At 61.5% G+C, this 13,199-nt stretch carries 13 protein-coding genes; 9 read left to right on the forward strand and 4 right to left on the reverse strand.

The window, feature by feature from the left end; all coding sequences use genetic code 11:
• Positions 1 to 218: 218 nt before the first annotated feature.
• From hemE to AC26AR_RS00300, 7 genes are all read left to right on the forward strand, one after another.
• Positions 219 to 1,316 (forward strand): uroporphyrinogen decarboxylase, encoded by a 1,098-nt coding sequence (hemE, locus tag AC26AR_RS00270; protein ID WP_077380000.1) that lies wholly within the window; start codon positions 219 to 221, stop codon positions 1,314 to 1,316.
• Between the two features lie 56 nt (positions 1,317 to 1,372).
• Entirely contained in the window at positions 1,373 to 1,744 is a 372-nt protein-coding gene (locus tag AC26AR_RS00275; protein WP_136939468.1) for a VanZ family protein, read from the forward strand.
• Positions 1,745 to 2,015: 271 nt separating this feature from the next.
• Entirely contained in the window at positions 2,016 to 2,879 is an 864-nt protein-coding gene (gene speE / locus AC26AR_RS00280) for a polyamine aminopropyltransferase (RefSeq protein WP_077379636.1), read from the forward strand.
• Between the two features lie 413 nt (positions 2,880 to 3,292).
• Positions 3,293 to 4,318 carry an amino acid ABC transporter substrate-binding protein gene (locus AC26AR_RS00285; protein WP_077379634.1) on the forward strand — a complete coding sequence of 342 codons (1,026 nt, stop codon included), beginning with the start codon at positions 3,293 to 3,295 and terminating at the stop codon, positions 4,316 to 4,318.
• A 229-nt stretch (positions 4,319 to 4,547) separates the two neighbouring features.
• Complete coding sequence (locus AC26AR_RS00290) at positions 4,548 to 5,738, forward strand: amino acid ABC transporter permease (RefSeq protein ID WP_136939467.1); 1,191 nt, start codon at positions 4,548 to 4,550, stop codon at positions 5,736 to 5,738.
• A gap of 10 nt (positions 5,739 to 5,748) precedes the next feature.
• Positions 5,749 to 6,873, forward strand: coding sequence for an amino acid ABC transporter permease (locus tag AC26AR_RS00295; protein WP_488107368.1), 1,125 nt, complete (start codon positions 5,749 to 5,751; stop codon positions 6,871 to 6,873).
• 78 nt (positions 6,874 to 6,951) lie between these two features.
• Complete coding sequence (locus AC26AR_RS00300; RefSeq protein ID WP_043331784.1) at positions 6,952 to 7,680, forward strand: amino acid ABC transporter ATP-binding protein; 729 nt, start codon at positions 6,952 to 6,954, stop codon at positions 7,678 to 7,680.
• 144 nt (positions 7,681 to 7,824) lie between these two features.
• On the opposite strand, the gene AC26AR_RS00305 is transcribed toward AC26AR_RS00300, so the two are convergent.
• On the reverse strand, positions 7,825 to 8,358 hold the full coding sequence (locus AC26AR_RS00305) for a hypothetical protein (protein WP_488107369.1): 534 nt from the start codon (positions 8,356 to 8,358) through the stop codon (positions 7,825 to 7,827).
• A gap of 290 nt (positions 8,359 to 8,648) precedes the next feature.
• Between AC26AR_RS00305 and AC26AR_RS00310 the strand changes: the two genes are divergently transcribed.
• Positions 8,649 to 9,077: a host attachment protein gene (locus AC26AR_RS00310; protein ID WP_077379624.1), complete on the forward strand. Its 429-nt coding sequence runs from the start codon at positions 8,649 to 8,651 to the stop codon at positions 9,075 to 9,077.
• Between the two features lie 147 nt (positions 9,078 to 9,224).
• Here AC26AR_RS00310 and AC26AR_RS00315 read toward each other — a convergent pair whose 3' ends face one another.
• On the reverse strand, positions 9,225 to 10,172 hold the full coding sequence (locus AC26AR_RS00315) for a LysR family transcriptional regulator (protein WP_077379622.1): 948 nt from the start codon (positions 10,170 to 10,172) through the stop codon (positions 9,225 to 9,227).
• 281 nt (positions 10,173 to 10,453) lie between these two features.
• On the opposite strand from AC26AR_RS00315, the gene AC26AR_RS00320 reads away from it, so the two are divergent.
• Positions 10,454 to 11,230 carry a ferredoxin--NADP reductase gene (locus tag AC26AR_RS00320; RefSeq protein WP_077379620.1) on the forward strand — a complete coding sequence of 259 codons (777 nt, stop codon included), beginning with the start codon at positions 10,454 to 10,456 and terminating at the stop codon, positions 11,228 to 11,230.
• A 207-nt stretch (positions 11,231 to 11,437) separates the two neighbouring features.
• Here the strand turns inward: AC26AR_RS00320 and glnK are convergent, their stop codons facing one another.
• Together glnK and AC26AR_RS00330 are read right to left on the reverse strand one after the other, a co-directional pair.
• On the reverse strand, positions 11,438 to 11,776 hold the full coding sequence (glnK, locus tag AC26AR_RS00325; RefSeq protein WP_024951507.1) for a P-II family nitrogen regulator: 339 nt from the start codon (positions 11,774 to 11,776) through the stop codon (positions 11,438 to 11,440).
• Between the two features lie 150 nt (positions 11,777 to 11,926).
• The gene (locus tag AC26AR_RS00330; protein ID WP_077379618.1) at positions 11,927 to 13,174 is read right to left on the reverse strand and encodes an ammonium transporter; all 1,248 of its coding nucleotides are present in this window, start codon (positions 13,172 to 13,174) and stop codon (positions 11,927 to 11,929) included.
• Between the last annotated feature and the right edge of the window lie 25 nt (positions 13,175 to 13,199).

Genomic DNA, 13,199 nt, shown 5'->3' on the forward strand with positions numbered 1-13,199 from the left:
TACCAGTCTGAAGCGTGCGACTCATCGCCTGCGATGGAAAAGCGTTGTTGCCGACACCACCACAATCCGTAGAAGCACTTCAGGAGGAGAGGCCGGGCGGGTGTCTGGGCGGAAAGCGAGGGGAAAGCCAATGCATTTGTTGCATCGTCGCGATGGGCGGGATTTTGCTCAGGCTCTGATAGAATGCCGGGACATTCCCGAGCTGATGTGTGATTCCGATGACCCTGAAGAATGATCGCTTCCTGCGCGCGCTGGCCCGTCAGCCGGTTGACCGTACCCCTGTCTGGATGATGCGCCAGGCGGGCCGTTATCTGCCGGAATACCGTGAAATCCGCGGTCAGGCCGGTGGCTTCATGGACCTGTGCATGGACACCGCGCGTGCCTGCGAGGTGACGCTGCAGCCGCTGGAGCGTTTCCCGCTCGATGCCGCCATTCTGTTCTCCGACATCCTGACCATCCCGGATGCCATGGGCCTCGGGCTTTACTTCGAGACAGGTGAAGGTCCGAAATTCCGCAAGACGGTGCGCACCGCCGCGGAAATCGAGGCGCTGAGCGTTCCGAACGTCGAGCGTGATCTCGATTACGTCATGCGTGCCGTCTCGACCATCCGCCGCGAGCTGAACGGTCGCGTACCGCTGATCGGTTTCTCCGGCAGTCCCTGGACACTGGCGACCTATATGGTCGAGGGCGGTTCCAGCAAGGACTTCCGCCACGTGAAAGGCCTGATGTATTCCAGCCCGGAAGCCATGCATCAGTTGCTCGACACCCTCGCTCAGGCCGTCACCGATTACCTGAACGCCCAGATCGCGGCGGGTGCCCAGGCAGTGCAGATCTTCGATACCTGGGGCGGCACCCTGTCCACACCGGCCTATCTCGAGTTCTCGCTGCGTTACATGGAGCAGATTGTCGCTGGCCTCAAGCCTGACAGCGAAGGCAATCGCGTGCCGGTGATCCTGTTCACCAAGAATGGCGGCCAGTGGCTCGAGCACATCGCCGCCAGCGGTTGTGACGGTGTCGGCCTGGACTGGACCACCGAGATGTCGGATGCGCGCGCGCGCGTCGGCCATCGCGTGGCCTTGCAGGGCAATCTGGACCCGAATGCGCTGTTCGGCACTCCCGCCGCGATTCGTGCCGAAGTCGGCCGCATTCTCGATAGCTACGGTCAAGGGCCTGGCCACATCTTCAACCTGGGGCATGGCATCAGCCAGTTCACTGACCCGGGCAACGTCAATGCTCTGATGGACGCTCTGCATGAGCTGAGCCCCGCCTATCATCAGGATGACACCGCCAACGCCACGCCGCTGGCGCGCGATTGAACCATGTCACTGATGGCTGACAGCCCCGCCGTGTCTTTCATGGCGGGGTATCACGCATGACGCCGCTGGAGCAACGCCTCGCGCCGAGGCGAGGCTGGGCGTGCGTGGCACTGTTCTGCCTGCTGCTGATCCTGTTCGGCACGCTCTCGCCGGGTGAGCCTCACCCGGAGCAGACCTTCCCCTGGGACAAGCTGCAGCATTTCTCCGCCTTCGCCTTGCTGGCACTGACCACGCGGCTGGCCGGGTTGAGCAGTCTTGTCATCCTGCCCGCCTTGCTGCTGCTGGGCGTTGGCATCGAGGGGCTGCAGCTGGTGATTCCCTATCGCGGGGCAGAAGTGCTGGATGCGCTGGCGGATTTCCTCGGCATTCTTGCCGGGCTTGGCTGCCACCTGGGCGGACGTCTGATGGTGCGCCTGAGCCGCCTGTGACGGGCCGTGTGCCAGGCCTCTACCCGCCAGAAGAGGCCTGGCGGGTGAGTCATTGGTCATCGCGCGTCACCCCCAGTGCCTCGAGATCGTGCACAAGCTCTTTCCACTCCGCGTGTCTTTGGCTATGGTGCTGCGCCTGAGTCCTGTTGATTGATCAGGACTGCATCGCCCGATGACGCGTGTGTCGATGATTCAGGCCTTGAGGGTCTGATGTCCCGTCCTCTTATTCATACCTTGATATCCGACTCCGATATCCCTTGTGAGGGTTCTCATGACCGAACATCTCGATGGCTCCTGGTTCACCGAAATCTTCGACCGCCACGGCAGCGCCTTCTCGCTCAAGGTCAGCCACAAGCTGCATGACGAGCAGACGCCTTATCAGCACCTTGAGGTCTATGCCACCGAGACCTACGGCAATCTGATGGTGCTGGACGGCTGCGTGATGCTGACCGACCGCGACAACTTCCTCTACCACGAGATGATGTCGCATCCGGCGCTGTTCACCCACGCGGCCCCCAAGCGTGTCGTCATCATCGGGGGGGGCGACTGTGGCACCCTGCGTGAGGTGCTCAAGCACCCGGGCGTGGAGAAGGTCACCCAGATCGACATCGATCCGGCGGTCACGCGGGCTTCCGAGCAGTTCTTCCCGGCACTGGTCGAGTCCAATGATGACCCGCGTGCCGAGCTGCTGTTCGAGGATGGCGTCAAGTGGGTCGACAACTGCCCGGACGAGAGCATCGACGTGCTGATCGTCGATTCCACGGATCCGGTCGGTCCGGCGGAAGGTCTGTTCAAGACCGACTTCCTCAAGCGCTGCCACCGTATCCTCAAGCAGGGGGGGGTGATGGTGCAGCAGAGCGAGTCGCCGCTGTATCACACCGACTCCATCATCAAGGACCTGCGCAACGACATGGGCGAAGCGGGCTTCGACAGCGTCGCGACCCTGCCGTTCCCGCAGCCGGTATACCCGTCCGGCTGGTGGAGCTGCACCCTGGCGGGCAAGGGATGTGACGTGAAGTCCTTCCGTGAGGAAGACGCGGCTGCGGCCAGCTTCGCGCGCGATTTCTATACCGTGGAAGGCCATCGTGCCGCCCTGGTACTGCCTCCCTTCATGCAGCGTCTGCTGGAAGACTGAGTCATCCAGAAGCGCATCGGGGCGTGAAGGATGCGTTTCAGTGCGCGGTAGCGTTGAGTCAGGGTGGCTGCGACATTGGTCGCAACTCCCCAGACCGGAGCGCAGGGAAGTTCAAGAACGGCCGTTTCGTCATGAAACGGCCGTTTTTATTTTGCACCGATATGAAGCGAACGAGGCGTCAGACGCCACTATCTGCACGCTTGTCTCGCCATATGATCGACGGTCGGCATCGGGAGGTTTGGCCGTTTTCACTGCCGTTCGGCTGTTTTTTCAGCGTTGAACGCAGCGGATCACACGATAGGCGGAAATTGGAACGGAGCTTGCTATTGTCGAGGGGTGCCATGCACAGCATTGCACCATCACCGTCTCGGGGTGTTTCCGAGCGGATTCCAGACATACGCGAGGGATTCAAGATGCATAACAACAAGAAGCCACTGCTGATCGCTAGCGCCGCCCTCCTGGCTGCCTCGGTAGCCAGTGGTGCCAGTGCCGCGACTCTGGATAGCGTCAAGGAAAAGGGCTTTGTCCAGTGTGGTGTCAGCACCGGTCTGCCGGGCTTCTCGGCGCCGGATGACGCCGGCAACTGGCAGGGCCTGGATGTCGATGTCTGCCGTGGTGTCGCGGCGGCTGTGCTGGGTGATGCCAGCAAGGTGCGCTACGTCCCGCTGACGGCCAAGGAACGCTTCACCGCGCTGCAGTCCGGTGAAATCGATGTCCTGTCGCGCAATACCACCTGGACCGCCACGCGTGACACGTCTCTGGGCCTCAACTTCGCCGGCGTGAACTATTACGACGGCCAGGGCTTCATGGTTAGCAAGGACCTGGGGGTCTCCAGTGCCAAGGAGTTGGATGGCGCGGCGGTCTGTATCCAGTCCGGTACCACCACCGAGCTGAACCTGGCGGATTACTTCCGCCTCAACGAGATGTCCTTCGAGCCGGTCGTCTTCGACACCTCCGACCAGACCGTCAAGGGCTTCGAAGCGGGCCGCTGTGACGTCCTGACCTCCGACCAGTCCCAGCTCTACGCCCTGCGCATCAAGCTCTCCGATCCGGCGTCCGCCATGGTACTGCCGGAAGTCATCTCCAAGGAGCCGCTGGGCCCCGTCGTCCGTCAGGGCGATGACCAGTGGTTCAACATCGTCAAATGGACCCTGTTCGCTCAGATCAACGCCGAAGAGATGGGTCTGACCTCCGACAACATCGAAGCCAAGAAGTCGGATACCAATCCCAATGTCGCGCGTCTGGTCGGTGCCGATGGCAACTACGGCGAAGCCATGGGGCTCCCGGCTGACTGGGCCTATCAGGTCATCAAGCAGGTGGGCAACTACGGGCAGATGTTCGAGCGCAATGTCGGCACTGGTTCCGCTCTGGGGATCGAGCGTGGTCTGAACGCGCTGTGGACCGACGGCGGCGTCCAGTACGCACCGCCCGTTCGCTGATGCCTCGGCTCGCCTGGAGGTCCAGCGCGAGCCGGGTGAACCGTGACGCAGGCTGAGCAAGGACGCTGGCCAGGGAGAAGTGGCTATACGGTCATTTCCCCTGGCCAGCGTCGTGAGGGGCTTGGTCTGTTCCCCGTGATCCTTTCCTCGAGTGCCGAGAGATAACTGATCTGCCGTTCGATAGGGCGGCAGGCGGAAGTCGCATAGCTTTCCGGCGGAGATTGCCTGTATGACACAACCTGCTTCTCGCCCGCCGGCCACGGTCAAGCCGCCATTCTGGCGTGACCCGGCCAAGCGAGCACTGATCTTCCAACTTCTGATGCTGGCAGGCGTGTTCGGCGTGTTGGCGATCATCGTCAGCAATACCCTGACCAACCTCGAAAGCCGTGGCATCACCACCGGCTTTGCCTTCCTGGACAACACCGCAGGCTTTGGCATTCTGCAAAGTCTGATCGACTATTCCGAGCAGTCCACCTATGGCGATACCTTCATCGTCGGTCTGCTCAACACCCTGCTGGTATCCGCACTGGGCGTCATTGCGGCTACCGTGATCGGCTTCATCATGGGGATCGCCCGTCTCTCCCCCAACTGGCTGATCTCGCGGCTGGCGGCGGTCTACATCGAAGTCTTCCGCAACATTCCCCTGCTGCTGCAGATCTTCTTCTGGTACTTCGCCGTTCTTCGCACTCTGCCGAGTCCGCGAGGTTCGCTGTCGCTGGGCGAGGCCTTCTTCCTCAACGTGCGCGGTCTGTTCGTGCCGGCACCGATCACCTCCAGCGGCTTCTCGGTGGTGATTGCCGTGTTCGTGCTGGCCGTCGTCGCCAGCGGCATCTTCAGCTACTGGAACCGCCAGCGTCAGGCCCGTACCGGTCAGCGCTTGCCGGCGGGCTGGATCTCGCTCGGTCTGATCATCGTGGCGCCGCTGCTGGCCTACTTCGCGATGGGCATGCCGCTGAGCTGGGAGCTGCCGGAACTCAAGGGCTTCAACTTCCGTGGCGGCATCACGGTCGTTCCCGAGTTCCTCGCCCTGTGGGTCGCGCTGTCGGTGTACACCGCGGCGTTCATTGCCGAGATCGTGCGTTCCGGCATCGAAGCGGTACCGCACGGCCAGACGGAAGCCTCACGGGCGCTGTCGCTGACCGGTGGCATGACGCTGCGCCTCGTGGTGGTGCCACAGGCACTGCGCGTCATCATCCCGCCGCTGACCAGCCAGTACCTGAACCTGATCAAGAACTCGTCGCTGGCCACGGCCATCGGCTATCCCGATCTGGTCTCGGTCTTCGCGGGTACCACGCTCAACCAGACGGGTCAGGCCATCGAGGTGATCGCCATGACGATGCTGGTGTATCTGACCATCAGTCTGCTGGTCTCCATGTTCATGAACTGGTTCAACGCCCGCATGGCGTTGGTCGAGCGCTGAGGGTCTGCCCATGTCGATTGAAAAGACCCTGTCACGGGTTACCGAGAAGATGATCGATTCCCGCCCGGCGCCAAGCGACAGCATCGGTGCGGCGGCCTGGCTGCGAGCCAATCTGTTCGCCGGACCGATCAATACGCTGTTCACGCTGTTCGCGCTGTATCTGGTCTATCTGCTGGTGGTGCCCAGCCTGCAATGGGCGCTGATCGATGCCAGCTGGAGTGGCACCTCACGTGAGGACTGCACGGGGGAGGGCGCCTGCTGGGTGTTCATCAGTGCGCGTCTCGATCAGTTCATCTACGGCTTCTACCCGAGCGAGGAAACCTGGCGGGTCGATATCGTCTTCGCCGTCTTTGCGGCTCTGATCGCCTGGCTGGCGATTCCGAAGCTGCCGGCCAAGGGCTGGGTCGCCATCGTCAGCCTGGCGGTGTTCCCCTTCATTGCCTACTTCCTGCTGCATGGCGGCAGCTTCGGCCTCGAGATCGTCGGTACCCACGAGTGGGGCGGTCTGATGCTGACACTGGTACTGGCGGTGGTGGGTATCGTGGCGGCACTGCCGCTGGGGATCCTGCTGGCGCTGGGGCGGCGTTCCGAGATGCCGATCGTGAAGAGCATCTGCGTGGTGTTCATCGAGTTCTGGCGCGGCGTGCCGCTCATCACGGTGCTGTTCATGGCCTCGGTGATGCTGCCGCTGTTCGTGCCTGGCGAGGTCAACCTCGACAAGCTGGTGCGTGCGCTGATCGGCATCACCCTGTTCCAGAGTGCCTACATGGCGGAGGTGGTGCGTGGTGGCCTGCAGGCGATCCCGAAAGGGCAGACCGAGGCCGGCATGGCGCTGGGGCTGGGCTACTGGCGCAACATGGGGCTGATCGTGCTGCCCCAGGCGCTCAAGATGATGATCCCCGGCATCGTCAACACCTTCATCGCCCTGTTCAAGGACACCTCGCTGGTACTGATCATCGGGCTCTTCGATCTGCTCGCCATCGTGCAGGCCGGTCTCGCCGACCCCAAATGGCTGGGCTACTCCATCGAGGGCTATGCCTTCGTGGCACTGGTCTTCTGGGTCTTCTGCTTCAGCATGTCGCGCTACAGCCAGTATCTCGAGCGCCTGCTGCATACCGGTCACAAGAAGCGCTGATCACGGCGCCAAGGAATCTTCATCATGACAACGACAACATCTGCCTCGCAGGGCAACACCGGTGCCGATGAGCGCCCGATGATCGAACTCAAGGGCCTCAACAAGTGGTACGGCGACTTCCACGTGCTGCGCGACATCAATCTGAGCGTGCGCAAGGGCGAACGTATCGTCATCTGCGGGCCTTCAGGGTCCGGCAAGTCGACGATGATCCGCTGCATCAACCATCTCGAGGAGCATCAGGAAGGCGATATCGTGGTCAACGGCATGCCGCTGACCCAGGACATCAAGCAGATCGAGGCGATCCGTCGCAACGTCGGCATGGTCTTCCAGCACTTCAATCTGTTCCCGCATCTGACGGTGCTGGAGAACTGCTGTCTGGCGCCGATCTGGGTACAGAAGCGGCCACGCCGCGAGGCGGAAGCCGAAGCCATGAAGTACCTGGAGCGGGTGCGCATCGCCGATCAGGCCCACAAGTTCCCGGGGCAGCTGTCCGGTGGCCAGCAGCAGCGTGTCGCGATCGCACGCTCGCTGTGTCTGAGCCCGGAGGTGATGCTGTTCGATGAGCCGACGTCGGCGCTGGACCCGGAGATGATCAAGGAAGTGCTGGATGTCATGGTCGAACTGGCCAATGAAGGCATGACCATGCTGTGTGTGACGCATGAGATGGGCTTCGCCAAGACGGTGGCGGATCGTGTCATCTTCATGGATCAGGGGCAGATCATCGAAGAGAACGCGCCGGAGCCGTTCTTCAACAATCCGCAGTCCGAGCGGACCCAGCTGTTCCTCAGCCAGATACTGGGGCATTGAGGCCACGGACTGATTGGATGATGTGAGCCGCAGAAAAGACAACGCCCTGTGTGATGACAATCACACAGGGCGTTGTCGTATGTCTTCCACAAGGGTGTCAGTGAGTGCTCGCTTCGTCCGAGCGCCACCCATCGTGACGTGTCATCAGAGACTGGGTTCCGTCCTGCGTGCCTCGGTGCTGCTGGTGTCCGGAAGCTCATCGTCGCCGCCCAGGCTCGGTTCCTGCGGCTTGGCGGTGGCCTTGGACGATGCTTCGGCAGGCGTCGTTGCCGCCGGTGTGGCAGCTGATGCCTCGCCCTCGCGCGGCCAGGTGACACTGCGCGGCTTGCCGACCCAGCTGTCGTCATCGTCATGCACGGCAGGGCGACGTGAGATGGAGCGCGTGACAAGTGCGGCTGCATCCAACGAGTGGTTGGCGCCACGTACGCTCATCACGTGATGCGGTGCCATCAACAGCTCGAACAGCAGACGCGTGAGAACGAAGGCCAGCAGGAAGCCGCCGACACCCTGAGACAGGACTGGCCATTGTGCCAGCAGTGAATTGTCCGGCCCGATGGGCGTCAGGTGCTGCAGCGTCCAACCGGTAGCCGCGACCAGAAGGCCCAGCTGAATCGACAGGTGAGCGGTGACCAGCACACGGCGGGGCAGTGGGCGGTGCATCAGGAGCAGATCGCGCATCGAGACATCTCCGGAACAGAGCAAAAGAGTGAGAGGGCGAGAAAGAGGACAGAGCGGGCCCTGTGTGCAGCGGATGTTAGCACGCACTTCGCCAGCCGCGTCATGTCCGGGAGTGGCGACGGCTATGTCGTCATGTCGGCAATTCTCCTCGCTTGGGTGTGGAAAAATTACCCCCACAGTCCGGCAAGGGTTGAATGTTCACTCCGCTGCCAGCATGTCCTCTGATGAACGCAGAAGATGATCGTCAATATCTGATCAACGACGCCTCACGAGAGACAGGGAGTGTGTAAATGGTTACTTACATCGTTGCTGCTGATGCCGCCCGCGCTCGTATCTTTGCCCGTGCTGCCGGCAAGGTCACTGAAGTGGATAGCCTCGTACATCCTGAAAGCCGTCAGCATACCGGTGACTTGAGAACCGGTGGAAAGGGCGAGTCCAGTGGCGGGCACGGTAGCCTGCATCAGACGGGAGATGATGGCGCGACCTCGGACAAGCATCAGGACTTCTTCGCCAAGGAAGTGGCGCAATATCTCAAGCAGGCGGCCAACGACGGCAAGTTTGATCAGCTGATCATCGCTGCTGCACCCAAGTTCCTCGGTGCGCTGCGTGACAAGCTCGACAAGCCGGTGGCCAAACTGGTCAGCGAGACCGTCGACAAGGATCTCTCCCATGAGAGTGCCGACGACATCAAGCAGCGCTTCACTGGCCTGAATCACTGAAGTCGGTGACATGACGGCAGGGCGTTACACGGCCTGCTGAATCTGAAAGCACCGTCAGCGGACTCGCTGGCGGTGCTTGTGCGTTGGCGTTATGCAATATGGAGGGTAAGTGAGTGCTTACGTACCTGCGGCCATGCTGCTTCATGGTCACGGTACCTGATGCATCTCGATCTCGTCGCTGCGTGAGGCGGAGCCACTCAGGGTGCGGCAGCTCGTCACGAACTCGCGCATGGCCTGGGTAATGAAGCGGTCGCGATGATGGACGAATCGATAGGCGCGAGTCAGCTCCAGCCATGGGGTGGGCAGCTCGACCAGGCTACCGCGCCGGAAGGCGTCTCGTAGCGCCAGTCGTGAAACGCAGCCGATTCCCAGGCCGGCCTCCACCGCGCGCTTTATCCCCTCGGTGTGCTCCAGTTCCATCATGATGTCGAGTCGCTGGGCCACGCTGTCCGAGGGGCTCTCGAGGTGTGGGCGCAGTGCTTGTTCGAAGGTGCTGCGGGTGCCAGAGCCCCGTTCACGCATGATCCAGCGCGCCTCCAGCAGACGTGCGAGCGTCACCTCTCCTCGGGCCAGAGGATGCGAGGGAGCGCAGAAGATGCTCAGGCGATCACTTACCCAGTGCGTGGCTTCCAGCAATGGGTGCTCCACCTCGCCTTCCACCAGCCCGATATCGAGCTCGAAATGCGCCAGCTTCTCGATCAGCTGGTGGGTGTTGAGGACATGCAGCTCCACACGGCTGGCCGGATGATGCTCGAGGAAGCTGCCGACGATCTGGGGCGCCAGGTAGTTGCCGATGGTCAGGGTGGCGCCGATTTCCAGTGAACCGGTGGCATCCTGCTGGCCGAGCAGCTGCTCGAGTTCTTCCGCCTGATCCAGCAAGGCGATGGCCTTGGGAAGCAGTTCGCGGCCAAGGCCATTGAGGCGCAGGCGTTTGCCATGCCGGTCGAACAGGCGACAGTCGAACTGGCGCTCCAGTTCGGCCAAGGCCGTGCTGGCGGCGGACTGTGACATCGCGAGGCTTTCGGCTGCCAGCGAGACGTTGTCGTGGCGTGCCACGGCAACGAAGACCGCCAGTTGTCGCAGGCTGTAACGCATTCCGCCTCCTTGTGCATGCAGGCAGTGTCGAGAGGAGCTCGCTGGCCAGCGCAACACCCGGTTCGCGCTGCAATGTGAAGCAGGCCATTGCCGGGCTTGTAATGCGATTCATTCGCAATCAATATTGATAGTCTGGATAACCTATATCCAGATAAACCATTTAACGCATAACCCAACAGTGACTACAATCGCTGCATAGTTCATTGGGTCATAAGCTGTTATTTGCTTATTCCATAATAGAATGCTTGATTTCAAGGGGCGCGACCCCGGGAGGCCACCAGGTGAGCAGTCTGACCACTACCGAAGTCATCGACGTCCATCATTGGAACGACTCGCTGTTCAGCTTCCGCACCCAGCGGGAAGACAGCCTGCGCTTCAAGAATGGCCAGTTCGTGATGATCGGCCTGGAAGTCGAAGGCAAGCCGCTGATGCGCGCCTACTCGATCGCCAGCCCGAACTACGAAGAGCATCTGGAGTTCTTCTCCATCAAGGTGCAGGACGGCCCGCTGACCTCACGCCTTCAGCACCTCAAGCCGGGTGACCAGATCATGGTCTCGCGCAAGCCCACCGGAACGCTGGTGCTGGACGATCTGCTGCCGGGCGAGAATCTTTACCTGTTCTCCACCGGAACTGGCCTGGCGCCCTTCCTGAGCGTGATTCAGGACCCGGAGACCTATGAGCGCTATGACAAGATCATCCTGATGCACGGTGTGCGCCATGTCTCAGAGCTGGCCTATGCCGACATGATCGCGGAAGAGCTGCCCAAGCACGAGTATCTTGGGGAAGAGATCGCCGAGAAGCTGATCTACTACCCGACCGTGACCCGCGAGGAGTTCCGCAACCAGGGCCGCATCACGGATCTGGTCGAGAATGGCAAGCTGTTCGAGGACATCGGCCTGCCGCCGCTGGACCCGAAGCGTGACCGCGCGATGATCTGCGGCTCGCCGGCGATGCTCGACGACATCAGCGCCATGCTGGATGCCCGTGGCTTCGCCATCTCGCCGAAGATGGGTGTGCCGGGTGACTATGTGATCGAGCGTGCCTTTGTTGAGAAGTGAGCGTGTTGAGAAGTGAGCATGTTGAGAAGTGAGCATGTTGAGAAGTGAGCGTGTCGAGAAGTGATGCTCTGAGCATGAACCACGAGCATCACGCATGAACGGCACGTGCTGAAACGAAAAAAACCGCAGGCCAATGGCCTGCGGTTTTTTGTGTGCTCATGTCACCCGTCGGGGCAGCACGTCATCGCCAGGGCTTGCACCAGGGGCTTAGACGGCGTCCTTGCCGGTCTCGCCGGTACGGATGCGAATGACCTGCTCCAGCGGCGAGACGAAGATCTTGCCGTCGCCGATCTTGCCGGTGTTGGCGACATTGGTGATCGCCTCGATCACGGAATCGATCATGGCGTCATCCACGGCGACCTCGAGCTTTACCTTGGGAAGGAAGTCGACCACATACTCGGCACCCCGATACAGCTCCGTGTGGCCCTTCTGGCGGCCAAAACCCTTGACCTCGGTCACGGTGATACCCTGGACGCCAATCTCGGACAGGGATTCGCGTACGTCGTCGAGCTTGAATGGCTTGATGATGGCAGTGACCAGTTTCATCGTCTCTCTCCTTGGGTGATGGTGCGGGTGGCGTTGCTGCTCGCCACGCCAGCCCCTATTGCTCAAGCATACACCGCTTATCCGGTCAGGAAAAAAGACTCCCGCCAGGTGGCGGGAGTCTTTGGGTGTCGCGTGAGTCTCGATCCTTGATTACTTGCGGCTGGAGGTGAATTCCGGATACGCCTCCATGCCACATTCCGCCAGATCGACGCCTTCGTACTCTTCCTCTTCGCTGACGCGCAGTCCCATGATGGTCTTGATGACCAGCCAGACCACGAAGCTTGCGATGAATACCCAGGCGAAGATGGACACGGCGCCCAGCAGCTGTGCGGAGAAGGTGGCATCGTCATTGGTCAGCGGCACTGCCATCAGGCCCCAGAGACCGACCACACCGTGGACGGAGATGGCACCGACCGGGTCGTCGAGCTTGAGCTTGTCGAGGCCGACGATGGAGAACACCACCAGCAGGCCACCGACGGCGCCGATCAGGGTGGCAGCACCGACACTTGGTGCCAGCGGACCAGCGGTGATGGCGACCAGGCCAGCCAGGGCGCCGTTGAGGGCCATGGTCAGGTCAGCCTTGCGGAACCACAGGCGGGCGAGGATCAGGGCGGCGATGACACCCCCGCAGGCAGCGGCGTTGGTGTTGACGAAGACCTGAGCGACCGCGTTGGCTTCATCGATATTGGACAGCACCAGCTCGGAGCCGCCGTTGAAGCCCAGCCATCCCAGCCACAGGATGAAGGTGCCCAGGGTCGCCAGCGGCAGGTTGGAGCCCGGGATGGCGTTGATCTCACCGTTCTTGCCGTACTTGCCCTTGCGAGCCCCCAGCAGCAGCACGCCAGCCAGTGCGGCGGAAGCGCCTGCCATGTGCACGATGCCGGAGCCGGCGAAGTCACTGAAGCCTGCTTCGCTCAGGAAGCCGCCACCCCAGGTCCAGTAACCCTGGACCGGGTAGATGACGCCCGTCATGACCACGGCGAAGGCCAGGAAGGCCCACAACTTCATGCGCTCGGCGACTGCACCGGAGACGATGGACATGGCGGTCGCCACGAACACCACCTGGAAGAAGAAGTCGGAACGCGCGCTGTAGTAGATGTCGCCACCGGAAGCGAGCGCTTCCTCAGCGGTATTCTCGGCGCCGATCAAGAAGCCCAGGCTCGGCAGGAAGCCGCCTTCGGCGCTTGAGTACATGATGTGGTAACCGACCACCATGTACATGGTGCAGGCGATGGCGAACAGCGCCACGTTCTTGGTCAGGATCTCGGTAGTGTTCTTGGCGCGTACCAGGCCAGCTTCCAGCATGGCAAAGCCGGCAGCCATCCACAGCACCAGGGCGCCACAGACTAGGAAATAGAAGGTATCAAGTGCGTACTTGACCTCGATGATCTCGTTCATGCGGGATTCTCCTTTATTATTGTGC

This window comes from Cobetia sp. PS-4MA (assembly GCF_057670765.1).

Excerpts from the sequence above, each read along its gene's own strand:
- hemE (WP_077380000.1), top strand. The coding sequence starts at position 219 with ATGACCCTGAAGAATGATCGCTTCCTGCGCGCGCTGGCCCGTCAGCCG.
- AC26AR_RS00275 (WP_136939468.1), top strand. The coding sequence starts at position 1,373 with ATGACGCCGCTGGAGCAACGCCTCGCGCCGAGGCGAGGCTGGGCGTGC.
- speE (WP_077379636.1), top strand. The coding sequence starts at position 2,016 with ATGACCGAACATCTCGATGGCTCCTGGTTCACCGAAATCTTCGACCGC.
- AC26AR_RS00285 (WP_077379634.1), top strand. The coding sequence starts at position 3,293 with ATGCATAACAACAAGAAGCCACTGCTGATCGCTAGCGCCGCCCTCCTG.
- AC26AR_RS00290 (WP_136939467.1), top strand. The coding sequence starts at position 4,548 with ATGACACAACCTGCTTCTCGCCCGCCGGCCACGGTCAAGCCGCCATTC.
- AC26AR_RS00295 (WP_488107368.1), top strand. The coding sequence starts at position 5,749 with ATGTCGATTGAAAAGACCCTGTCACGGGTTACCGAGAAGATGATCGAT.
- AC26AR_RS00300 (WP_043331784.1), top strand. The coding sequence starts at position 6,952 with ATGATCGAACTCAAGGGCCTCAACAAGTGGTACGGCGACTTCCACGTG.
- AC26AR_RS00305 (WP_488107369.1), bottom strand. The coding sequence starts at position 8,358 with ATGCGCGATCTGCTCCTGATGCACCGCCCACTGCCCCGCCGTGTGCTG.
- AC26AR_RS00310 (WP_077379624.1), top strand. The coding sequence starts at position 8,649 with ATGGTTACTTACATCGTTGCTGCTGATGCCGCCCGCGCTCGTATCTTT.
- AC26AR_RS00315 (WP_077379622.1), bottom strand. The coding sequence starts at position 10,172 with ATGCGTTACAGCCTGCGACAACTGGCGGTCTTCGTTGCCGTGGCACGC.
- glnK (WP_024951507.1), bottom strand. The coding sequence starts at position 11,776 with ATGAAACTGGTCACTGCCATCATCAAGCCATTCAAGCTCGACGACGTA.
- AC26AR_RS00330 (WP_077379618.1), bottom strand. The coding sequence starts at position 13,174 with ATGAACGAGATCATCGAGGTCAAGTACGCACTTGATACCTTCTATTTC.